Here is a 22,951-nt window from a genome sequence, read left to right on the forward strand (position 1 = left end):
CCTGTCCGGAGGAGGAGCTCATGACCCGACTGACCCGCGCCCTGCTGGGCGCCTGCGCCGTATCCGCCCTGGCCGTGCCGGCGATGGCGGCCACCACCCTGACCATCGCCACCGTCAACAACGGCGACATGATCCGGATGCAGAAGCTGGCCGAGGACTTTACGGCCAAGAACCCCGACGTCACGCTGGAATGGGTGACGCTCGAGGAAAACATCCTGCGCCAGCGCGTCACCACCGACATCGCCACCAAGGGCGGCCAGTATGACGTGGTCACCATCGGCAACTACGAGGTGCCGATCTGGGCCAAACAGGGCTGGCTGGTGCCGCTGGACGGACTGCCCGCCGACTATGACGTCGAGGACCTGCTGCCCGCCCTGCGCGCGGCGCTGTCGATGGACGGCAACCTGTATGCGGCGCCATTCTATGGCGAATCGGCGATGGTGATGTATCGCACCGACCTGGCCGAGAAGGCCGGCGTCACGCTGGGCGATGCGCCGACCTGGGCCACGGTGCTGGATGCCGCCCGCAAGATGACCGACAAGGACGCCGGCATCTCGGGCATCTGCCTGCGCGGCAAGGCGGGGTGGGGCGAGAACATGGCCTTCCTGTCGGCGATGGCCAACAGCTATGGCGCCGCCTGGTTCGGCCCCGACTGGAAGCCCCAGTTCGACGGCGAGGAATGGAAGGCCGTGCTGAACGACTATGTGTCGGTCATGGCCGACGCCGGCCCGCAGGGCGCCTCGTCGAACGGCTTCAACGAGAACCTCGCGCTGTTCCAGCAGGGCAAGTGCGCGATGTGGATCGACGCGACGGTCGCGGCGTCCTTCGTCACCGACGAAAAGGAATCGACCGTGGCCGACAAGGTCGGCTACGCGCAGTTCCCGAACAAGGAAGGCGTCGATAACCACGGCAACTGGCTGTGGTCGTGGAACCTGGCGATCCCCGCCTCGACCGACGCGCCGGACGCGGCCAGGGCGTTCGTCGCCTGGGCGACCTCGAAGGGCTACACCAACCTCGTCGCCGAGAAGGAGGGCTGGCGCGCCGCCCCTCCGGGCACGCGGACCTCGCTCTACGAGAACGCTGACTACAAGGCGGCGGCGCCTTTTGCCGAAAAGACGCTGGCGGCCATCAACGCCGCGACGCCCGAAAAGCCCTCGGTCAAGGACATCCCCTATACCGGCGGGCAGTTCGTCGCGATCCCGGAATTCCAGGCCATCGGAACCGCCGTCGGCCAGCAGTTCAGCGCCGCCGTCGCGGGCCAGGTCAAGCCTGACCAGGCCCTGACCTCGGCCCAGCAGCTGACCGAGCGCGAGATGACCAGGGCCGGATACATCAAGTAACGAGTACCCGGCGCGCGGGGGGCGACCCCGTCGCGCGCCGATTTCCAGTCGATTTTCAGGGAAGGGGGGGAGGCCCATGGCGACAGCCCATCAACGCACCCTCGCGCGGTTCATGGTCGCGCCTTCGGTGGTGCTCTTGCTGCTGTGGATGATCGTGCCGCTGGCGATGACGCTGTGGTTCAGCTTCCAGCGCTACAACCTGCTCATGCCGGGGATGGAGGAGTTCATCGGCCTGAGCAACTACAGGTATTTCCTGACCGATCCCGGCTTCTGGACCGCGCTGACCAACACCCTGCTGATGGTCGCGGGCATCCTGCTGATCTCGGTCGTGGGCGGGGTCGGGCTGGCGATGCTGATCGACCAGCCGATCTTTGGCCAAGGCATCGTGCGGCTGCTGGTGCTGGCCCCGTTCTTCGTCATGCCGACGGTGTCGGCGCTGATCTGGAAGAACATGTTCATGAACCCCGAAAACGGGCTGTTCGCGTCGCTGGCGCGGGCCGTGGGCGCGCAGCCGATCGACTTCCTGGGCCAGTATCCGCTGCTGTCGATCATCGTGATCGTCGCCTGGCAGTGGCTGCCCTTCGCCACGCTGATCCTGCTGACCTCGCTGCAATCGTTGGACAGCGAGCAGGTCGAGGCGGCCGAGATGGACGGCGCCTCGGCCTGGGCGCGCTTTACCCACCTGACCCTGCCGCACATGAGCCGCGCGATCACCGTGGTGATCCTGATCGAGACGATCTTCCTGCTGTCGGTGTTCGCCGAGATCCTCGTCACCACCAATGGCGGGCCGGGCTATCAGTCCACCAACCTGACCTATCTCGTCTATTCGCAGGCGCTGCTGCAGTTCGACGTGGGCGGCGCATCGGCGGGCGGCATCGTGGCGGTTGATCCTCGCCAACATCGTGGCGCTCTTCCTGATGCGCCTGATCGGCAAGACGCTGGACTGAGGGGGCGGACATGGCACGCAGCGTTTCCAATTCGCGCAAATGGGTCTTCACCCTCCTCGCCTGGACGGCGGCCCTGCTGATCTTCTTCCCGATCCTGTGGACCGTCCTCACCAGCTTCAAGACCGAGGGCGAGGCCATCGCCTCGCCGCCCCGGTTCCTGTTCTTCGACTGGACGACCGAGAACTACGCGACGGTGCAGGAGCGGTCGAACTACTTCCGCCACTTCATGAACTCGGTGGTGATCTCGATCGGCTCGACGCTGCTGGGGCTGCTGGTGGCGGTCCCCGCCGCGTGGTCGATGGCGTTCCAGCCGACGCGGCGGACCAAGGACCTGCTGATGTGGATGCTGTCCACCAAGATGATGCCGGCGGTGGGCGTGCTGATCCCGATCTACATCCTGTTCCAGCGCGCGGGGCTTCTGGACAACCGCTTCGGGGTGATGGTCGTCCTGATGCTGATGAACCTGCCGATCATTGTCTGGATGCTGTACACCTATTTCCGCGAGATCCCCGGCGAGATCCTGGAGGCCGCCCGGATGGACGGCGCCGGTCTGTGGAACGAGATCCGCCACGTCCTGACGCCGATGGCGGTGCCCGGCATCGCCTCGACCATGCTGCTCAACATCATCCTGGCGTGGAACGAGGCGTTCTGGACCCTGAACCTGACAGCCTCCAAGGCGGCCCCGCTGACCGCCTTCATCGCCAGCTATTCCAGCCCCGAGGGGCTGTTCTACGCCAAGCTGTCCGCGGCCTCGACGATGGCCATCGCGCCGATTCTCGTCATGGGCTGGTTCAGCCAGAAACAGTTGGTCCGCGGCCTGACCTTCGGCGCGGTGAAATAGGAGGGATTTCCGATGGGGCGCATTACCCTTGAAAACGTCCGCAAGGCCTTTGGCGATGTCGAGGTCATCCCCGGCGTCGACCTGACCATCGAGGACGGAGAGTTCGCGGTCTTCGTCGGCCCCTCGGGCTGCGGCAAATCGACCCTCCTGCGGCTGATCGCGGGGCTCGAGGACGTGACCTCGGGCCGGATCCTGATCGACGGGCAGGACGTGACCGCGGCGCCGCCGGCCCGGCGCCGGCTGGCGATGGTGTTCCAGTCCTATGCGCTGTACCCGCATATGTCGGTGCGCAAGAACATCGCCTTTCCGCTGAAGATGGCCAAGATGCCCGAGGCGGAACAGCAGCGCCGCGTGGCCAAAGCGGCGCGCATCCTGAATCTCGACAGCTACCTGGACCGCCGCCCGGGCCAGCTGTCGGGCGGCCAGCGCCAGCGCGTCGCCATCGGCCGCGCCATCGTGCGCGAACCCGAGGCGTTCCTGTTCGACGAACCGCTGTCGAACCTCGACGCCGCGCTGCGGGTGAACATGCGGGTGGAAATCAGCCAGCTGCACAACAACCTCAAGACCACGATGGTCTATGTCACCCACGACCAGGTCGAGGCGATGACGATGGCCGACAAGATCGTGGTGCTGCGGGCCGGCCGTGTGGAACAGGTCGGCAGCCCGCTCGCGCTGTACAACAAGCCCGCCAACAAGTTCGTCGCCGGCTTCATCGGCAGCCCGAACATGAACTTCATCGATGGCGAGGCCGCCGCCCGGCACGGCGCCCACAGCATCGGCGTGCGCCCCGAACACTGGCGGCTCTCCACCACCGAGGGCGCCTTTGCCGGCCAGGTCGGCGTCGCCGAGCACCTGGGGTCGGACACCTTCCTGCATGTCGACCTGGATGGCGGCGCGCATGTGATCGCGCGGGCCAGCGGCGAATTCCCGGTCAGCCACGGCGACCGCATCTGGCTGACCCCGCAGGACGACCGCGTCTATCGCTTCGACAAGCAGGGGCTGGCGGCATGAGGCTTGACGGCAAGACCGCGCTGATCACCGGCGCCGCCCGCGGCATCGGCCGCGCCTTCGCCGAGGCGTATATCGCCGAGGGCGCCACCGTCGCCATCGCCGACATCGACGCCGACCGGGTGCGCGCCACCGCGGCCGAGATCGGGGCGCGTCCGATCGTCATGGACGTCTCGCGCCAGGACAGCATCGAGGCCGGCGTGGCCGAGGCCGTGCGCGAGCTGGGCGGCATCGACATCCTCATCAACAACGCCGCGCTGTTCGACCTGGCGCCGATCGTCGAGATCACCCGCGACAGCTTTGACCGGCTGTTCTCGATCAACGTTGCGGGCACGCTGTTCACCCTGCAGGCCGTGGCGCGGCACATGATCGACCGCGGGCAAGGCGGGCGGATCATCAACATGGCCTCGCAGGCCGGCCGCCGGGGCGAACCGCTGGTCGCCGTCTATTGCGCCACCAAGGCCGCCGTCATCAGCCTGACCCAGTCCGCCGGGCTGGACCTGATCCGCCACGGCATCAACGTCAACGCCATCGCGCCCGGCGTCGTGGACGGCGAACACTGGGACGGCGTGGACGCCAAGTTCGCCGCCCACGAAAACAAGCCGCGCGGCCAGAAAAAGCGCGAGGTCGGCGCCGCCGTCCCCTATGGCCGCATGGGCACCGCCGCCGACCTGACCGGGATGGCCGTATTCCTGGCCTCGTCCGAGGCCGACTACATCGTCGCCCAGACCTACAACGTCGACGGCGGGAACTGGATGAGTTGAGATGAAACTTTCCGACGCCACCCTGGCCGACCTGCCGGTCGCCGTCCCGTCCTATGACCGCCGCGCGCTGCGGCCCGGCATCGTCCATTTCGGGCTGGGCAATTTCCACCGCGCCCACCAGGCGGTCTATCTCGACCGGCTGATGAACCTGGGCGAGGGGCACGACTTCGCCATCCTCGGCGCCGGGGTGATGCCGGCCGATGCCGCCGCGCGCGAGACGCTGGCGGCGCAGGACTTCCTGTATACCGTGGTCGAGCAGGCGGCGGACGCCTCGGACCCCCGCGTGATCGGGGTGATGACCGGCTATATGCCGCCCGGCGATCCCGCCCGCACCATCGCGGCGCTGGCCGATGCGGCGACGCGCATCGTGTCGCTGACGATCACCGAGGGCGGGTATTTCATCGATGCCCGGACCGGCCATTTCGACCCCGCCCACCCGGCCATCGCGGCCGACGGCCGGAACCCTGCCGCCCCCGCCACGGTGTTCGGCCTGATCGTCGCGGGCCTCAGGGCGCGGCGCGAGGCGGGGCTGCCGCCCTTCACGGTCATGTGCTGCGACAACATCCCCCATAACGGCGTCGTCACCCGCGAGGCGGTGGTCGAGACCGCGCGCCTGTCCGACCCCGCGCTCGCCGACTGGATCGCGGCCCATGTCTCGTTCCCGAACGCGATGGTGGACCGCATCACGCCGGCCACCAGCGACCGCGAACGGGCGATGATCCGCGAGATTGGCGTCGAGGACGCCAGCCCGGTCTTTTGCGAGGATTTCATCCAGTGGGTGCTGGAGGACGACTTCCCCGCCGGCCGCCCGGCGCTGGAAAAGGTGGGGGTGGAATTCGTCCCCGACGTGACCCCCTACGAGATGATGAAGATCCGCATCCTGAACGGCGGCCACGCGATCATCGCCTATCCCTCGGGACTGATGGACATCCACTTCGTCCATGAGGGGATGCAGAACGACCTCGTGCGCGCCTTCCTCGACAAGGTCGAGCGCGACGAGGTGATCCCGGTCGTCCCGCCGGTGCCGAACACGGACCTGAATGCCTATTTCGCCAAGGTCAAGGAACGCTGCGCCAACCCCAAGATCGGCGACACCATCCGGCGGCTGTGCCTGGACGGGTCGAACCGCCAGCCCAAGTTCATCATCCCGACCATCGCCGACCGGCTGGCGCAGGGCCTGCCGGTCGAGGGGCTGGCGCTGGAATCGGCGCTGTGGTGCCGCTATTGCGCCGGGACCACCGACAGCGGCGCCGTGATCGCGCCCAACGATCCCGACTGGGACCGGCTGACCGCCGCGGCGCAGGCCGCACGCACCGACCCGCAGGCGTGGCTGGGGATGGCCGACATCTATGGCGCGACCGGGCAGGATGCGCGCATTGCCGCGCCGTTCGCGCGCTGGCTGGCGATGCTGTGGCGGGACGGGACCGCCGCCACGCTGCGGCACTATCTCGGGCGATGACCGGGTTCATCTTCGACTGCGACGGCGTGCTGGTGGACAGCGAACCGCTGTCGGTGGCGGAACTGGGCCGCACCCTGCGCGAGGCCGGGGCGGGGATCACCGACGCTCAGGTCTTTGCCCGCATGATCGGCCGCCCGGTCGCCGAGATCGTGGCCATCGTCGCGGCCGAAGAGGGCGCCGACGCCACGTCCCTGCTGCCCGCCTATCGCGCCCGGCTGCGCGACCGCTTCACGGCGGAACTGCGGCCGGTGCCGGGGATCGCCGAGGCACTGGACCGGATGCCGCCGGGACCGCGGGCGGTCGCCTCGTCCTCGACCCCGCCGCGGCTGGAACACACGCTGCGGCTGACCGGCCTGTGGGACCGCTTTGCGCCGCATGTCTATTCGGCGACCGAGGTCGCCCGCGGCAAGCCCGCGCCCGACCTGTTCCTGCTGGCCGCCAACCGGCTGGGCCTGCCGCCGGCGGACTGCATCGTCATCGAGGACAGCCCCGCCGGGGTCGAGGCCGCCCGCGCCGCGGGCATGCGGGTGGTCGCGCTGCTGGCCGGCAGCCACGCCGCGGCGGCTGGGCTGGCGCAGGCGATGCAGGCGCTGCGCCCCGATGCGGTCGTGGCCGATGCAGCCGACCTGCCCGACACGCTCGCCCGGCTGGCGGCGGCGGGCTAGCCGCCCCAGCGCTCGGCCGACAGCCGCAGCGCCAGGTGGTCGATCAGCGCCCGCAGCTTGGCCGGCACCGGCTCGACCGCCGGCCATACCGCCATGATCGGCAGGCGGCGGGTCTCGACATCCGCCATCACCCGCACCAGCCGGCCCGAGATCAGCGGCGTCGAGACGATGAAGCGCGGCAGCATCGCCAGCCCCAGCCCGGCGATCGCCATCTCGCGGATCGCCTCGCCATTGTTCACGGTGATCCGGCCCGAGACGGAGGGCGAGACCATGCGCCCGCCCTGCCGGAACTGCCACGCGGCGGCGTTGGGCAGGTGGCTGTAGCTGATGACCGCATGGCCGCGCAGATCGGCGGGGGTGCGCGGAGTGCCGTGGCGGTCCAGATAGCCGGGGCTGGCGACGACCACCTGCTGGTCCTCGCCCATCTTGCGCGCCTTCAGCGACCCGTCGCGCGGGGCGCCGATGCGGATGCCCAGGTCGAACCCCTCGCGGCCCAGGTCGCGCAGCCGGTCGTCATAATCGACCCGCAGCTCGAGCGCCGGATGGGCGGCGGCGAATTCGGCCAGCAGGGGCGACAGATGCATGGTGCCAAAGCTCATCGGCGCGGCGATCGACAGCTGCCCCTGCAGCGGCAGACGGCCGTCCATGCCCCAGCCGGCGCTTTCGGCCGCCGCGACCAGCTCGGCCAGGGCCGGGCGCAGCCGCTCGGCCAGCCGCAGCGCGGTCTCGGTGGGGACGATCCGGCCGGCATGGCGGCGGAACAGCGCCGCGCCCAGCGTCGTCTCGAACTCGGTGATCCGCCGCGAGACGACGGATTTCGACAGGTTCAGCCGCGCCGCGGCGGCGGTCACGGTGCCCAGCTCCATCACGGTCAGGAAGGTGTCGATCTCGTCGAGGCTATAGCGCATTCGGGTAGTCTAGCCGGTCCCCGGTCGTTCGCAAATATCGAACGCCGCGTTCGCCAGCGGCGGACTGGCGTTGCGCCCGGGCGAAACCGATATCAGGCGCAACGAAAGGAGGTCGCCATGACCCTCACCGGCATTCACCACCTGACCGCGATCACCGCCGACGCGGCGGGCAACAACGAATTCTACACCCGCACGGTGGGGCTGCGGCGGGTCAAGAAGACGGTCAACCAGGACGACACCTCGGCCTATCACCTGTTCTATGCCGACGGGGCCGGCAGCCCGGGCACCGACCTGACCTTCTTCGACTGGCCGGCGGCGCGGGAACGGCGCGGCACCCGCTCGATCAGCCGCACCGGGCTGCGGGTGGCCGAGGCGAGCCTGGATTACTGGGCCGCGCGGCTGCGCGACGCGGGGCTGGCGGCGGGCGCGCCGGTGCTGCTGGACGGCCGCGGATCGGTCGATTTCGAGGACCCCGAGGGCCAGCGCCTGCGCCTGATCGCCGATGACGGCGGCCCCGCCCATCCCTGGGACCGCAGCGCCGTGCCGGCGGATCACCAGATCCGCGGGTTGGGGCCGATCACGATCTCGGTCCCCGATCTGCGGCCGACCCAGACGGTGCTGACCCAGGTGATGGGGATGCGCCAGACCCGCAGCTATGCCAGCCCCGACGGCGAGGGGCAGGTCCATGTCTTTCAGATGGGCGCGGGCGGTGCCGCGGCCGAACTGCATGTCGCGGTCCAGCCGGGGCTGCCGGTCGCGCGGCAGGGGGCAGGGGCGGTGCATCACGTCGCCTTCCGCGTCCCCGACAATGCCGCGATCCACGACTGGGCCCAGCGGCTGCGCGAGATGCGGGTGCCGAACTCGGGCGAGGTCGAGCGGTATTATTTCCGCTCGCTCTATTTCCGCGAACCGGGCGGAAACCTGTTCGAGATCGCGACCGACACCCCCGGCTTTGCCGTGGACGAGCCGTTCGAGACGATGGGCGAGGCGCTGTCCCTGCCGCCCTTCCTGGAACCGCGCCGGGCGCAGATCGAGGCGGGGCTGAAGCCGCTCGCCTGATCGGCGCTCTAGCGCGGCGTCCCGGCGCGCCGCGCGCGGCTGATCCCCAACTGGCGTTCGCGCCAGATGATCGCCACCCCCGCCGCGATGATCACCGCCGCCCCGACCAGCATCCGGGGCGAGGCGCCCTCGCCGAACACAAACCAGCCGATCGCCAGCGCCATCAGCATCGAGCCATAGTCGAATGGCGCCACCAGCGAGGCATCCGCATAGCGATAGGCCGAGGTCAGCATGATCTGCGCCACCCCGCCGATGATCCCGCAGGCGACCAGCAGCGCAAAAGTGGAAAGGTCCGGGACCACCCAGCCGAAGGGCAGCGTCACCAGCGACAGCACCGTCGCCGTGACCGAGAACCAGAACACCACCGCCGCGGTGCGCTCGGTTTGGATCATCCGCGAGATGAAGATCTGCGCCAGCGCCCCGAAGGCCGCCCCGGTCAGGGTCAGGATCGCGCCCAGGGTTTCCCCGATGGTGACGCTCGATGCCTGCATCGACAGCCGCGGCGACAGCACGATCAGCACGCCGACCAGCCCGATCGCCACCATCGACATGCGGAACCCGCGCACCTGCTCGGCAAGGAACATCCCCGCGAAGATCACCGTCAGCAGCGGCATGGCGTAACCCAGCGCCGTCGCCTCGGGGAAGGGCAGCAGCCCCAGCCCGGCAAAGCTGGTGCCCATCGCCAGCGACCCGACGATGCCGCGATAGACATGGCTCATCGGGTCGGTGGTGCGCAGTCCGGTGGCCAGTTCTCCCCGCGACCACAGCCAGGCGAGGATCACCGGGATCGCGAAGAGTGAGCGGAAGAACATCTGCTCGCCGGCCGGGACCGTCGCCGCGGTGGCCTTGAGGATCGCGGCCATCACGGTGAACAGGAACACGCTGCCCAGCTTCAGCAGGATGCCGGTGATCGGGCTCACAGCCGCGCCACGGCCCAGCGGGCGGCGTCGGCCACGGCAGGATCGGGATCGTCCACCCGCGCCTGCGCCACCGGCCGCAGCCGGGGCAGCGCGGAATTGCCGATCGCATAGAGCGCGTTGCGGACCATCCGGTCGCGGCCGATGCGCTTGATCGGGCTTCCGGCAAAGCGGGCGCGGAAGCCGGCCTCGTCCAGCGCCGCCAGCTCCTCGAGCGGCGGGGCGCGGTGGGGGCCGTGATAGCGCAGGTCGGCGGCCTCGGCGGCGAACTTGTTCCACGGGCAGACGGCCAGGCAGTCGTCGCAGCCATAGATGCGGTTGCCCATCAGCGGCCGCAGGGCCTCGTCCACCGGGCCGCGATGCTCGATGGTCAGGTAGGAAATGCAGCGCCGGGCATCCAGACGGAACGGCCCCGGGAAGGCATCAGTGGGACAGACGTCCAGGCAGGCGCGGCAGGACCCGCAATGCTCGGCCTCGGGCGCGTCGGGGGTCAGCGGCAGGGTGGTGAAGATCGCACCGAGGAAGAACCAGTTGCCCAGGTCGCGGCTCAGCAGGTTGGTGTGCCTGCCCTGCCAGCCGAGACCCGCGGCCTGCGCGAGCGGCTTTTCCATGACCGGGGCGGTATCGACGAAGACCTTGATGTCGCCGCCGAAGCTGTCGATCATCCAGCGCCCCAGCCGCTTCAGCCGCGCCTTGACGATGTCGTGGTAATCCTTGCCCTGCGCATAGACGCTGACCGCGCCCCGATCCGGGCGGGCCAGATCCGCGCGCGGATCATGCGGCGGAGCATAGCTTTCGGCCAGCATCACCACCGACCGCGCCGCGGGCCACAGCGCCGCGGGATCGCCGCGCCAGCCCATCCGCTCGGCCATCCAGCTCATCTGCCCGTGGCGCCCGGCCGCGACGAACTCGGCCAGCCACCCGGCCGCCTGAGGGATCGCGTCCGGCGTGGTGACCCGCGCGGCCGAGAACCCCTCGACCCGCGCCCGGTCCAGGATCAGCTTCTTCTTTGCGGAAATATCCTGGGGGGAGTCCGCCCCCGGCGGACGGGGGGCAACGCCCCCCCCTTGCGCGCCCGGCTTAGAAGTCGAGCTGCGCATAATGCGGCGCCGGCGCCAGCCCCGACACCTGATCGGCCAGCACGCTGCGGAAGGCCGGGCGCGACTTCACCGTCGCATACCAGTCGCGCAGCACCGTCGAGCGGTCCCAGTCCACGTCCGAGATATAATCGAGGCACGACAGGTGCGCCGCCGCGGTGAAATCGGCGAGCGTCAGCATGTTGCCGGCTAGCCATTTCCGGGAATCCAGCAGCGAGGTCATGTAGTCGATGTGCTCCTTGACCGCGCGCAGCCCCGATTTCACCAGCCGCGAATCCGGGTAGCCGGCGTTCATCACCTTCTTCCACACGCGTTCCGACAGGATCGGGCGTGTCACCTCGTCGTTGAACTTGTCGTCGAACCAGGCGCACAGCCGCCGCACTTCGTGCCGTTCCGCGGGTGTCGCTGGCATCAGCGGCGGGGTTGGGACGGTCTCGTCCAAGTATTCGACGATCGCCTGGCTTTCCGACAGCAGCCGGCCGTCCATCCGCAGCACCGGAATCTTGCCGGCGGGGTTGCGGCGCATGATCTCGGACCCCGCCTCCCACCAGCGTTCTTCGACCAGCTCGACCTCGATCCGCTTCTCGCCCAGCACCAGCCGGACCTTGCGGCAGAACGGCGACAGGGCGGTGTGATACAGGCGCGGCGTGGCGGGGGTATTCATCGGAAGGGCAGCCTTTCGGCGTCAGGAAGGGTCGGACGGGTCGGCCGGTGATACGCGGCAGAGGGCCGCGTTTCAACCGCCGCCGGGGCGCGCGGCCGCGTCGGACGGCGGATCGAAGCACGCCGCCCGACCGTCGCGGCGGATCGTCTCGGCCCCGTCCGCGATCGCCCGCGCCCGGGCGGATCGGGGATCGGCGCCGCGGGTCTTGGGCGCCGGCAGCACCGCGGCCAGCGCCGCCGCCTGCCGGGCCGACAGCCGGTCGGGAGTGGTCCCGAAATGTTGCGCGGCGGCGGCGTGGATGCCGAAGACGCCGGGGCCGAACTCGGCCACGTTCAGATAGACCTCGACGATCCGGCGCTTGGTCCAGACCGCCTCGATCATCGGGGTGTAGATCGCCTCGAGCGTCTTGCGGACCCAGCTGCGCCCCTGCCACAGATAGACGTTCTTGGCCGTCTGCTGGGTCAGGGTCGAGGCGCCCCGGCTTTCGCCCCGCCCGATCACGCGGCGGATCTCAGCCATGTCGAAGCCCCAATGGACGCAGAAATTGGCGTCCTCGGCGGCGACGACCGAGCGCAGCATCACCGGCGCGATGTCGGCGGCGGGGGTCCAGCGGCGGGGCAGCTCGCCCTCGGTGAGGATGGTCCAGGTGGTGGGTGGGTTCAGCACCCAGCCGAACAGCACCACCAGCGCCAGCATCAGCGCGAAGACCCGCAACGCCAGCCAGCGCAGCTTGCGCGCCAGCCAGCGGACCAGGCCGGGCCGCCGCGCCGGGGCGGGGGCAAGCTCGTCGACGTAAGGGGGAAGGGGCTGGCGGGGCATGGACGTCTCCGTCTCATGCCCCGCCCGGTCAGGTCAAGAAAACCCGCGCCGCTTACAGCTTTTCAGGCGGCACCGGGTGGTGGCCGATGGCGTTGCCGGTCGCGTCATGGGCCGCGGTGGTGTCGGTGGCCACCGTCGCCGCGCCCCCCGGCAGGGCCGCGCCGGTGCCGGCAGCCGAGGCCGCCGTCGAGGCCGCCCAGGCCGGCGCGGCCAGCGTCTTGCGCAGCCGCGCCTCGTCCGCGTTCGACATCGAGGTCTGGATCACCCGCGCCCGCGTGCCGTATTTTTCCAGCCGCGGCAGCAGCTTGTCCATGTTGAACCCGTCGGCGAGGATGAACACCGCGCCGCTGCCGACCGGCACGGTCTTGCCGATCTGGCGGATGAAGTCGTCCGGGATGCCGTAATCTGTGGCCGATCCGGCCAGTGCCCCGGCGCCGGCGCCGATCGCCGCCCCGGCCAGCGGGTTGAGGAACAGAAGCCCGACCAGCCCGCCCCAGAACGTCCCGCCCAGCGCCCCGGCCGAGGTCAGGTTCAGCGCCTGGTGCAGCTGGTATTCACCCTCGGTCGGGCGGGTGACGACGACGGCATCCTCGAGCTTGAGCAGATATTCCTTCTGCGCCCCGGCCAGTTCCTGGCGCAGGGCGAAGGCGTCGGCCTCGTTGTCGAATCCGATGACGATCAGTTGGGACATGGCGTCCTCCGGCGTTGCGGTTGATTTCGGCCGATAAACGCATCTGCCGGGGGCCGGGTTCAGCGGACGGAGTGGAAGCCGCAACGGAAAACCCCCCGCGGCGCGAGGCCGCGGGGGTTTTTGACGTTGGTGCCCAGGAGAAGACTCGAACTTCCACGCCTTGCGGCACACGGACCTGAACCGTGCGCGTCTACCAATTCCGCCACCTGGGCAGGTCGCGTGAGGGGGGTGATTAAGGCCGCCCGTCGGGGGTGTCAACGGGGCATCTGCGGAAAAATCGGTTCGCTCGAAAAGGGGGGCGTTGCCCCCGCGCGTTCCGCGCTCCCCCAGGATATTTGGGCAAAGAAGAACCGGGGCCGGGCGGGCCGCTGCGCTTGATGCCTCGCACCGGGTCGGCTATCACCTTGACGACGCGCCGGAACCGGCGCGCTGGCAGTCCCGGAGGGCGCGTTCATGGCAAGACTGGTCACGATCTATGGCGGTTCGGGATTCTTGGGGCGCCAGATCGCGCGGCAGATGGCCGCGGCGGGCTGGCGGGTCCGCGTGGCCTGCCGGCGTCCGAACCAGGCCGGCGTGGTGCGCACCTATGGCGCGGTGGGCCAGGTCGAGCCGGTGCCCTGCAACGTCCGCGACGACCTGTCGGTGACCGCTGCGATGATGGACGCCGATGCGGTTATCAACTGCGTGGGCATCCTCGTGCGCGAGGGGCGCAACACCTTCGACGCCATCCACGAGGAGGCCGCGGGCCGCATCGCCCGCATCTCGGCCGAACGCGGCGTGCCGCGGCTGGTGCATGTCTCGGCCATCGGCGCGAATGTCGATGCGGCGAGCCACTATGCGGCCTCGAAGGGCCGCGGCGAGGCGCTGGTGCTGCAGCATCGGCCCGACGCGGTGATCCTGCGGCCCTCGGTGGTGTTCGGACCGGATGACGGGTTCTTCAACAAGCTGGGCTGCATGATGCGGCTGGGGCCGATCCTGCCGCTGCCGGGCGCCAGCGTCGAGGTGCAGCCGGTCTATGTCGAGGATGTGGCCCGCGCCGCCGCCATGGCCGCGCGCGGCGAGGCGGCGCCCGGCATCTATGAGCTGGGCGGGCCCGACGTCTACACGATGCGCGAACTGGCGCAGATGGTGGCCCGGGTGACCGGGCGCCGGCGCGCCATCATCGGCCTGCCGCGTTTCCTGGCCGGGCTGATGGGCGCGGGCTTCGACGCGGTGCAATGGGCGACCGGCGGGCTGGTCACAAACCGCGTGCTGACCCGCGACCAGGTCCGCCTGCTGCGGCAGCCGAACCGGGTCGGGACCGGCGTCCGGACCTTCGCCGATCTGGGCATCGCGCCGATGGCGGCCGAGGCGATCATCCCGGACTACCTGTGGCGCTTCCGCCCCTCGGGGCAATATGACGCGATCAAGGCTTCGGCGCGCAACCTGCGCGAAAGCTGAGCCCGCAAGGACATCCCCGTGAGCTATTTCAACGACGTGATCCTCGGGGTGATCGAGGGGATCACCGAGTTCCTGCCGATTTCCAGCACCGGCCACCTGCTGCTGGCGCAGCACTGGCTGGGGGCGCGGTCGGACACCTATAACATCGTCATCCAGGCCGGGGCGATCCTGGCGGTGACGCTGATCTATTGGCGCAGGCTGGTCGATCTGGCGACCGGCTGGCGCGATCCAGCGAACCGCAACTATCTGGCCAAGCTGGCGACGGCGTTCCTGCTGACCGCGGTGCTGGGGGTGGTGGTCAAGAAGGCGGGGTTCGAGCTGCCCGAGACGGTCACCCCCATCGCCTGGGCGCTGGTCATCGGCGGGCTGTGGATGCTGCTGGCCGAGAACCTTGCCGCCCGCCTGCCGGATTCAGCGGCGATCACCTGGCGGGTGGCGGTGGCGGTCGGCATCGCGCAGGTGGTGGCGGGGGTGTTTCCGGGCACCTCGCGCTCGGCCGCGACGATCTTTGCGGCGATGCTGCTGGGCACCTCGAACCGCGCCGCGGCGACCGAGTTCGCGTTTCTGGTCGGCATCCCGACCATGTATGCCGCCAGCGCCTATCAGCTGATCGGGCAGGTGGGCAGCGGCGTGGCCGAGGACTGGACCGGGCTGGCGATCGCCTTTGCGGTGTCGACCGTCACCGCCTTCGTGTCGGTGAAATGGCTGCTGGGCTATATCAGGACCAACCGCTTCACCGTTTTCGCAATCTATCGGATCGTGTTCGGCATCTTGTTGCTGGGGATGGGGATGGCGGGGATTGTCTCATGAAGTTTCGAAAATTCAGCTAGTTGCGCGAATATAGGTTTCATGAGAAACCTAATTACGGGCCTCTTCGCGACTCGAATGCGTCTCGTGAACCCGAAAACTACTTATTAAGTCAGCAAGACTGACTTTTTATCGCCGAAACCCTGCGGTACAGCGGTCCCCGGATGATTCGAGGGGGCGCAGCCGATGGCCACGCAGAAGATGCTCAAGTTCGTCAACGTGCATCGGCAGATGCCCGAAAAGCGTGACCCGGCCGAGCGCAGCGACGATTTCCACGAGATCTACCGCGAATTCGCAGCCGCCAAGGCCGAGGAACAGGCGAGCCGCTGCAGCCAGTGCGGCGTGCCCTATTGCCAGAGCCATTGCCCGCTGCACAACAACATCCCCGACTGGCTGCGCCTGACCGCCGAGGGCCGCACCCAGGAAGCCTATCTGCGCGCCCAGGAAACCAACACATTCCCGGAGATCTGCGGCCGCATCTGCCCGCAGGACCGCCTGTGCGAGGGCAACTGCGTGATCGAGCAGTCCGGCCACGGCACCGTCACCATCGGCGCGATCGAGAAATACGTCACCGACACCGCCTGGGAGGAAGGCTGGGTCGAGCCGATCCGCCCGGCCGCCGAGCGCAGCGAAAGCGTCGGCATCATCGGCGCCGGGCCGGGCGGGCTGGCCGCCGCCGACCGGCTGCGGCGGATGGGGTTCCAGGTCACCGTCTATGACCGCCACGACCGCGCCGGCGGGCTGATGATCTATGGCATCCCCGGCTTCAAGCTGGAAAAGCACGTCGTCGAGCGCCGCAACAGGCTGCTGGAGGACGGCGGGGTCGAGTTCGTGCTGGGCGCCGATGTCGGCGCCACGATCAGCTTTGACGCGATCCGCGGCAAGCATGACGCGGTGCTGATCGCGACCGGGGTTTATCAGACCCGCGACCTGGACATCGACAACCCGCCCGCCCGCGGCGTGGTGCGGGCGCTGGACTACCTTACCGCCTCGAACCGCATCGACCTGGGCGACGAGGTGCCGGATTTCGAGGACGGCGAGCTGAACGCCGCCGGCAAGCGCGTCGTGGTCATCGGCGGCGGCGACACCGCGATGGACTGCGTGCGCACCGCGATCCGGCAGGGGGCGAGTTCGGTCAAGTGCCTGTATCGCCGCGACCGCGCCAACATGCCGGGCTCGCAGCGCGAGGTCCAGAACGCCGAGGAGGAGGGCGTCGAGTTCGTCTGGCTGAGCGCGCCGAACGCCTTTGCCGGCCACGCCACCGGCGAGGCGCGCAAGGCCGACGAGGCGCAGGTGGCCAATGCCGGCGGCGACGTGACCGGAGACGGGATCGGCGACAACCCCCGTCTCGCGCCGGCTCACGTCGCGACCGAATCCGCCGTGGCCGGGCTGCGGGTGACGCGGATGCGGCTGGGCGCGCCGGACGTCTCGGGCCGGCAATCGCCCGAGCCGATCGCGGGCGGCGATTACGACGAGCCGGCCGACCTGGTCATCAAGGCACTGGGGTTCGAGCCCGAGGACCTGCCGCGGCTGTGGGGCGTCGAGGGGCTCGAGGTGACCCGCTGGGGCACGATCAAGGCCGATTACCGCACCCACCGCACCAGCCTGCCCGGCGTGTTCGCGGTCGGCGACATCGTCCGCGGCGCCAGCCTCGTGGTCTGGGCTATCCGCGACGGGCGCGAGGCCGCCGACGTGATCGCCGCCGAACTGGCCGGCTCGGAGCGTGTGGCGGCAGAGTGATGTTCATGCAGCGTTCATGCACCGTTCGTGCACAGTTCGTGCATACCGCACGCGCAGCATGTCACGCTGCGATGCGGCGCGTGGGTCAGCTGGCCTGCCTTGTCCTGGCCCTTCCAGCGGCGGCTGCGGAGTTCAGGCCGCCCGCCGGCTGCACCCTGACGATGACGGTCCAGCAGCGGTCCTGCACGGTGGCGCAGCACTTCACCTGCGCCACCGATGCGCCGGGCGACCAGTGGGTGGCGTATTTCACCCGCGAGGGGCTGGTCTATCAGTCCCGGATCGATGCCGAGACGCGGTGGATGGAATCGACCGACACGGTCAGCGGCATCACCGACCGGCTGGAACCGGACGCCGCCGATCATGCCAGCCTGCGCACGCTGATGGCCTCGGGGCGCGACGATTTCGATTTCTGGACCGTGTCGGACAGCGGCGAGCGGCTGCGCCATGTCGGCCATGACGAACTGACCGGCCACACCACCATCGACGGGGTGGCGCTGGACACCACCCGGTTCGAACTGGAAACCTTTTCTGCCGAGGGCGACCTGCTGATCCGCCGCACCGGCACCCAGTTCGTCAGCCGCGAGACGGGGCGGTTCTATGGCGGGCTGGAAACCGCGACCGACTGGTCCGGCGAGGTGTCCGAGACGAACGACACGCCGGTCACCTTCGCCCGCCCGGGCGAGGCCGGCTTCGGCTCGACCGACCCGCAATTCGACTGCGACATGCAGATGGTCGGTCGGATCACCGGGGGCGGCGCATGATCGAGGGGCATTGCCTGTGCGGCGCGGTCAGCGTCCGCGTCACCGGCCACGGCGGATTTACCGGCGCCTGTCACTGCCGGATGTGCCAGCGCTGGTCGGGGGCGCTGTTCGTCAGCTTCAACGCCCCCGCCGACGCGGTGACGGTGACCGGAGAGGTCACCCGCTATCAGTCCGCTCCGTTCGCCGAGCGCGCCTTCTGCCCGCGCTGCGGTTCGCATCTGTGGATGCGGAACATCGAGGCGGACGACTGCAGCTATGACCTGATGCCGGGCCTGTTCGACGCCGCCCGCGACATCCCGCTGCAGAGCGAGATCTATACCGACCGGGCGCTGCCCGGCCTCGCGCTGGCCGGCGACCATCGCCGCGCCACCCGCGCCCAGTACGAAGCCGGGAACCCCCATCTGGAAGGAGACATGCCATGACCATCGCCCCCAACCGGATGGACGCCGACTGGATGGACGCCGAGGAAACCCGCCGCGCCTGGATGGCCGAGAATTCGCTGTACCGGGCCGAGGATGAACATTCCTCGTGCGGGGTCGGGCTGGTCGTCTCGATCGAGGGCAAGGCCAGCCGCCGCGTCGTCGAACACGGGATCGAGGCGCTGAAGGCCGTCTGGCACCGCGGCGCCGTCGATGCCGACGGCAAGACCGGCGACGGCGCGGGCATCCACGTGCAGATCCCGGTGCCGTTCTTCTATGACCAGGTGCGGCGCACGGGGCACGAGCCCGACATGGGCAAGCTGATCGCCGTCGGGCAGGTGTTCCTGCCGCGCACCGACTTTGCCGCCCAGGAACGCTGCCGGACCATCGTGGAAACCGAGGTCCTGCGGATGGGCCACTATATCTATGGCTGGCGCCACGTCCCGGTGAACACCGCCGTGCTGGGCGACAAGGCCAACGCCACCCGCCCCGAGATCGAGCAGATCCTGATCCGCTGCGACAAGGACATCGACGAGGAGGCCTTCGAGCGCGACCTGTACATCATCCGCCGCCGCATCGAACGCGCCGCCGTCGCCAGCCAGATCGCGGGCATGTATATCTGCACGCTCAGCTGCCGGTCGATCATCTACAAGGGCATGATGCTGGCCGAGCAGGTGGCCGAGTTCTACCCCGACCTCAAGGACGCGCGGTTTGAATCGGCCTTCGCGATCTATCACCAGCGCTATTCGACCAACACCTTCCCGCAATGGTGGCTGGCCCAGCCGTTCCGGATGCTCGCCCATAACGGCGAGATCAACACGTTGAAGGGCAACCTCAACTGGCTGAAAAGCCACGAGATCCGCATGGCCTCGTCGACCTTTGGCGACATGGCCGAAGACATCAAGCCGATCGTGCCCGGCGGGTCGTCGGATTCGGCCGCGCTGGACGCGGTGTTCGAGGTGCTGGTGCGGTCGGGCCGGTCGGCCCCGATGGTCAAGACGATCATGGTGCCCGAGGCGTGGTCCAAGGCCACCACAGACATGCCGAAGGCCTGGGCGGACATGTACGCCTATTGCAATTCGATCATGGAGCCGTGGGACGGCCCCGCCGCCCTGGCGATGACCGACGGGCGCTGGGTCTGCGGGGGTCTGGACCGCAACGGGCTGCGGCCGATGCGCTATGTGGTGACCGGCGACGGGCTGCTGGTCGCGGGGTCCGAGGTGGGCATGGTGCCGGTCGACGAATCGGCGGTGCGCGAAAAGGGCGCGCTGGGGCCGGGGCAGATGATCGCCGTCGACATGCGGCAGAAGCGGCTTTACCACGACCACGAGATCAAGGACCTGCTCGCCGCCAGCCAGCCCTTTGGCGACTGGAGCGAGAAGGTGATCGAGCCGGGCAAGCTGCTGGAGAACCTGCCCGAGCCGCAGACCTTCACCGGCGAGGAACTGCGCCGCCGCCAGATCGCCGCCGGCTACACGGTCGAGGAAATCGAGGGCGTGCTGGCCCCGATGGCCGAGGACGGGAAAGAGGCGCTGGCCAGCATGGGCGACGACACCCCGCCGGCGGTGCTGTCGGGGCAGTATCGCCCGTTGAGCCACTTCTTCCGCCAGAACTTCAGCCAGGTGACCAACCCGCCCATCGACAGCCTGCGCGAGACGCGGGTGATGAGCCTCAAGACCCGGTTCGGCAACCTCAAGAACGTGCTGGACGAAAGCTCGAAGCACACCGAGATCACCCTGCTGGAAACCCCGTTCCTCGCCACCGGCGAACTGGCCGAGGTCGAACGCATGTTCGGCGACGCGGTGACGCGGATCGACTGCACCTTCGCTGATGGGGCGGGGCCCGAGGCGATGACCGAGGCGCTGGCCCGCATTCGCACCGAGGCCGAGGACGCGGTCCGCTCGGGCGCGGGGCAGCTGGTCCTGACCGACGAACACCAGGGCCCCGACCGGATCGGCCTGCCGATGATCCTCGCCGTGTCGGCGGTCCACAGCTGGCTGACCCGCAAGGGGCTGCGGACGTTTTCGTCGCTGAACGTGCGGTCGGCGGAATGCATCGACCCGCATTACTTCGCCGTGCTGATCGGCTGCGGCGCGACCACGGTGAACCCGTACCTGGCGCAGGACACCATCGCCGACCGGATCGACCGCGGCCTGCTGCCGGGCAATCTGGTCGAGGCGATGCGCCGCTATCGCGACGCCATCGACCAGGGCCTGCTGAAGATCATGGCCAAGATGGGGATCTCGGTGCTGTCGTCCTATCGCGGCGGCCTGAACTTCGAGGCCGTGGGCCTGTCCCGCGCCATGGTGGCCGAGTATTTCCCCGGCATGCAGAGCCGGATTTCCGGCATCGGCCTGCACGGGCTTCAGCAGAAGCTGGAGGAGATCCACCACAAGGGCTGGCACACGCCCTCGGCCGCGCTGCTGCCGGTCGGCGGCTTCTACAAGGCGCGGCGGTCGGGCGAGAAGCACGCCTGGGAAGCCGGCACCATGCGGCTGCTGCAGCTGGCCTGCGAGAAGGCGAGCTACGAGGTGTGGAAGCAGTTCTCGGCCGCGATGCGGGCGAACCCGCCGATCCACATCCGCGACCTCCTGGACATCAAGCCGCTGGGCAAGCCGGTGCCGATCGAGGAGGTGGAAAGCATCACCTCGATCCGCAAGCGCTTCGTGACGCCCGGCATGTCGCTGGGGGCGCTGTCGCCCGAGGCGCACATGACGCTGAACATCGCCATGAACCGCATCGGCGCCAAGTCCGACAGCGGCGAGGGCGGCGAGGACCCGGCGCACAGCCACCCGCTGCCCAACGGCGATAACCCCTGCGCCAAGATCAAGCAGGTGGCCTCGGGTCGGTTCGGGGTGACGGCGGAATACCTGAACGCGTGCGAGGAGCTGGAGATCAAGGTCGCGCAAGGCGCGAAACCCGGCGAGGGCGGCCAGCTGCCGGGGATGAAGGTCACCTCGCTGATCGCGCGGCTGCGGCACTCGACGCCCGGCGTGACGCTGATCAGCCCACCGCCGCACCACGACATCTATTCGATCGAGGATCTGGCGCAGCTGATCTATGACCTCAAGCAGATCAACCCGCGCGCCAAGATCACGGTCAAGCTGGTGGCGGGGTCGGGCGTCGGCACCATCGCCGCGGGGGTGGCCAAGGCCAAGGCCGACATCATCCTGATCTCCGGGCATAATGGCGGCACCGGGGCCAGCCCCGCGACGTCGATCAAGTTCGCCGGCCTGCCGTGGGAAATGGGGCTGACCGAGGCGCATCAGGTGCTGGCGATGAACCGCCTGCGCGACCGGGTGACGCTACGCACCGACGGCGGGCTGCGGACCGGGCGCGACATCGTCATGGCGGCGATGATGGGGGCCGAGGAATACGGCATCGGCACCGCGGCGCTGATCGCGATGGGCTGCATCATGGTCCGCCAGTGCCAGTCGAACACCTGCCCGGTCGGCGTCTGCACCCAGGACGAGCGCCTGCGCGCGATGTTCACCGGCTCGGCCGACAAGGTGGTGAACCTCATTACCTTCTATGCGCAGGAGGTGCGCGAGATCCTGGCCGAGATCGGCGCGCGGTCCTTGGACGAGGTGATCGGGCGGGCCGACCTGCTGACCCAGGTCAGCCGCGGCAGCGCGTTCCTGGACGATCTGGACCTGAACCCGCTGCTGATCACCGTCGATGGGTCGGACAAGATCGTCTATGACCGCTCGAAGCCCCGCAACGCCGTGCTGGACACGCTGGACGCCGAGATCGTCCGCGACGCCGAACGCTTCTTTGCCGCGGGCGAGAAGATGCAGCTGAACTATGCGGTGCGGAACACCCACCGGACCATCGGCACCCGGACCTCGTCGCTGATCGTGTCGACCTTCGGGATGCGCAACCAGCTGCAGCCCGACCACCTGACCATCCGCCTGACCGGCTCGGCCGGGCAGTCGCTGGGGGCCTTTGCGGCGCCGGGGCTGAAGATCGAGGTCACCGGCGACGCCAACGACTATGTCGGCAAGGGCCTGTCGGGGGGCGTGATCGTGGTCAAGCCGCCGATGGGCAGCCCGCTGGTCGCGGCCGACAACGTCCTCATCGGCAACACGGTGCTTTATGGCGCGACGGGGGGGTTCCTGTTCGCCGCCGGGCGGGCGGGAGAGCGCTTCGCGGTGCGCAACTCGGGCGCGTCGGTGGTGATCGAGGGCTGCGGGACCAACGGCTGCGAATACATGACCGGCGGGGTTGCGGTGATCCTCGGCCGCATCGGCGCCAATTTCGGCGCCGGGATGACCGGGGGCATGGCCTATCTGTATGACCCGGAAGGGGTGGCCGCGGGCTATGTCAACGCCGAGACTCTGGTCAGCTGCCCGGTGACGGTCGCGCATTGGGAGGAGCAGCTGAAATCGCTGGTCCAGCGCCACGCCGACGAAACCGACAGCCGCCGGGCGCGGGACATCCTGGCGGACTGGGACCGCGAAAAGGCCCATTTCGTGCAGCTGTGCCCGCGCGAGATGCTGCCGCATCTCAAGCATCCACTGGCCGAGACCGGCGACCTGGCGGCGGTGCCGGCAGAGTAGGCCCATGCGGGGACACGGCGGGACCGGGGGGACAAGCCCCCGGACC

General features: G+C 69.1%; 19 protein-coding genes, 1 tRNA gene and 1 pseudogene. 14 read left to right on the forward strand and 7 right to left on the reverse strand.

What is annotated here, in order from left to right; all coding sequences use genetic code 11:
• Window positions 1-20 precede the first annotated feature (20 nt).
• The 7 genes and pseudogenes from IC63_RS02490 to IC63_RS02520 all read left to right on the forward strand — a co-directional run bounded on the left by IC63_RS02490 (window position 21) and on the right by IC63_RS02520 (window position 7,024).
• A complete protein-coding gene (locus IC63_RS02490) occupies window positions 21-1,340 on the forward strand; it encodes an ABC transporter substrate-binding protein (protein ID WP_156965317.1) in 1,320 nt (439 codons plus the stop codon).
• Between the two features lie 76 nt (window positions 1,341-1,416).
• Window positions 1,417-2,287: pseudogene (locus IC63_RS02495) on the forward strand (carbohydrate ABC transporter permease).
• A 10-nt stretch (window positions 2,288-2,297) separates the two neighbouring features.
• Window positions 2,298-3,128 carry a carbohydrate ABC transporter permease gene (locus IC63_RS02500; protein WP_036716612.1) on the forward strand — a complete coding sequence of 277 codons (831 nt, stop codon included), beginning with the start codon at window positions 2,298-2,300 and terminating at the stop codon, window positions 3,126-3,128.
• 12 nt (window positions 3,129-3,140) lie between these two features.
• Window positions 3,141-4,139, forward strand: coding sequence for an ABC transporter ATP-binding protein (locus IC63_RS02505; RefSeq protein ID WP_036716613.1), 999 nt, complete (start codon window positions 3,141-3,143; stop codon window positions 4,137-4,139).
• Window positions 4,136-4,900 carry an L-iditol 2-dehydrogenase gene (locus IC63_RS02510; protein ID WP_036716615.1) on the forward strand — a complete coding sequence of 255 codons (765 nt, stop codon included), beginning with the start codon at window positions 4,136-4,138 and terminating at the stop codon, window positions 4,898-4,900. The genes IC63_RS02505 and IC63_RS02510 overlap by 4 nt, the downstream gene beginning before the upstream one ends.
• Before the next feature lies 1 nt (window position 4,901).
• Complete coding sequence (locus tag IC63_RS02515; RefSeq protein ID WP_036716617.1) at window positions 4,902-6,359, forward strand: mannitol dehydrogenase family protein; 1,458 nt, start codon at window positions 4,902-4,904, stop codon at window positions 6,357-6,359.
• Complete coding sequence (locus IC63_RS02520; RefSeq protein ID WP_036716618.1) at window positions 6,356-7,024, forward strand: HAD family hydrolase; 669 nt, start codon at window positions 6,356-6,358, stop codon at window positions 7,022-7,024. The genes IC63_RS02515 and IC63_RS02520 overlap by 4 nt, the downstream gene beginning before the upstream one ends.
• Here IC63_RS02520 and IC63_RS02525 read toward each other — a convergent pair.
• Window positions 7,021-7,932, reverse strand: a complete 912-nt coding sequence (locus IC63_RS02525; protein WP_036716620.1) for a LysR family transcriptional regulator — start codon at window positions 7,930-7,932, stop codon at window positions 7,021-7,023. The genes IC63_RS02520 and IC63_RS02525 overlap by 4 nt on opposite strands.
• A gap of 117 nt (window positions 7,933-8,049) precedes the next feature.
• On the opposite strand from IC63_RS02525, the gene IC63_RS02530 reads away from it, so the two are divergent.
• A complete protein-coding gene (locus IC63_RS02530) occupies window positions 8,050-8,991 on the forward strand; it encodes a ring-cleaving dioxygenase (RefSeq protein ID WP_036716622.1) in 942 nt (313 codons plus the stop codon).
• Window positions 8,992-8,999: 8 nt separating this feature from the next.
• Here the strand turns inward: IC63_RS02530 and IC63_RS02535 are convergent, their stop codons facing one another.
• From IC63_RS02535 to IC63_RS02560, 6 genes are all read right to left on the reverse strand, one after another.
• Window positions 9,000-9,911 (reverse strand): DMT family transporter, encoded by a 912-nt coding sequence (locus IC63_RS02535; RefSeq protein WP_036716623.1) that lies wholly within the window; start codon window positions 9,909-9,911, stop codon window positions 9,000-9,002.
• Window positions 9,908-11,008 (reverse strand): tRNA epoxyqueuosine(34) reductase QueG, encoded by a 1,101-nt coding sequence (gene queG, locus IC63_RS02540; protein WP_084115401.1) that lies wholly within the window; start codon window positions 11,006-11,008, stop codon window positions 9,908-9,910. The genes IC63_RS02535 and queG overlap by 4 nt, the downstream gene beginning before the upstream one ends.
• Window positions 10,989-11,669 (reverse strand): FtsZ-binding protein FzlA, encoded by a 681-nt coding sequence (gene fzlA, locus IC63_RS02545; protein ID WP_036716624.1) that lies wholly within the window; start codon window positions 11,667-11,669, stop codon window positions 10,989-10,991. Before fzlA ends, queG begins: the two co-directional genes overlap by 20 nt.
• A gap of 72 nt (window positions 11,670-11,741) precedes the next feature.
• Window positions 11,742-12,488, reverse strand: a complete 747-nt coding sequence (gene mtgA, locus IC63_RS02550; protein WP_052041816.1) for a monofunctional biosynthetic peptidoglycan transglycosylase — start codon at window positions 12,486-12,488, stop codon at window positions 11,742-11,744.
• A 52-nt stretch (window positions 12,489-12,540) separates the two neighbouring features.
• Window positions 12,541-13,179: a DUF1269 domain-containing protein gene (locus IC63_RS02555; RefSeq protein WP_084115403.1), complete on the reverse strand. Its 639-nt coding sequence runs from the start codon at window positions 13,177-13,179 to the stop codon at window positions 12,541-12,543.
• Between the two features lie 127 nt (window positions 13,180-13,306).
• A tRNA-Leu gene (locus tag IC63_RS02560) sits at window positions 13,307-13,391 on the reverse strand.
• Window positions 13,392-13,632: 241 nt separating this feature from the next.
• Between IC63_RS02560 and IC63_RS02565 the strand changes: the two genes are divergently transcribed.
• The 6 genes from IC63_RS02565 (at window position 13,633) to gltB (ending at window position 22,905) form a co-directional block, all read left to right on the forward strand.
• Window positions 13,633-14,619 carry a complex I NDUFA9 subunit family protein gene (locus tag IC63_RS02565; protein ID WP_036716626.1) on the forward strand — a complete coding sequence of 329 codons (987 nt, stop codon included), beginning with the start codon at window positions 13,633-13,635 and terminating at the stop codon, window positions 14,617-14,619.
• Between the two features lie 18 nt (window positions 14,620-14,637).
• The gene (locus IC63_RS02570) at window positions 14,638-15,429 is read left to right on the forward strand and encodes an undecaprenyl-diphosphate phosphatase (protein WP_036716627.1); all 792 of its coding nucleotides are present in this window, start codon (window positions 14,638-14,640) and stop codon (window positions 15,427-15,429) included.
• 183 nt (window positions 15,430-15,612) lie between these two features.
• Window positions 15,613-17,166 (forward strand): NAD(P)-dependent oxidoreductase, encoded by a 1,554-nt coding sequence (locus IC63_RS02575; RefSeq protein ID WP_036716628.1) that lies wholly within the window; start codon window positions 15,613-15,615, stop codon window positions 17,164-17,166.
• Window positions 17,167-17,327: 161 nt separating this feature from the next.
• Entirely contained in the window at window positions 17,328-17,927 is a 600-nt protein-coding gene (locus tag IC63_RS02580; RefSeq protein WP_232222485.1) for a hypothetical protein, read from the forward strand.
• Complete coding sequence (locus IC63_RS02585) at window positions 17,924-18,349, forward strand: GFA family protein (protein WP_036716632.1); 426 nt, start codon at window positions 17,924-17,926, stop codon at window positions 18,347-18,349. The genes IC63_RS02580 and IC63_RS02585 overlap by 4 nt, the downstream gene beginning before the upstream one ends.
• Entirely contained in the window at window positions 18,346-22,905 is a 4,560-nt protein-coding gene (gene gltB, locus IC63_RS02590; protein ID WP_036716633.1) for a glutamate synthase large subunit, read from the forward strand. Before IC63_RS02585 ends, gltB begins: the two co-directional genes overlap by 4 nt.
• Window positions 22,906-22,951 lie beyond the last annotated feature (46 nt).

Source organism: Paracoccus sphaerophysae (assembly GCF_000763805.1).
Lineage (GTDB): Bacteria > Pseudomonadota > Alphaproteobacteria > Rhodobacterales > Rhodobacteraceae > Paracoccus > Paracoccus sphaerophysae.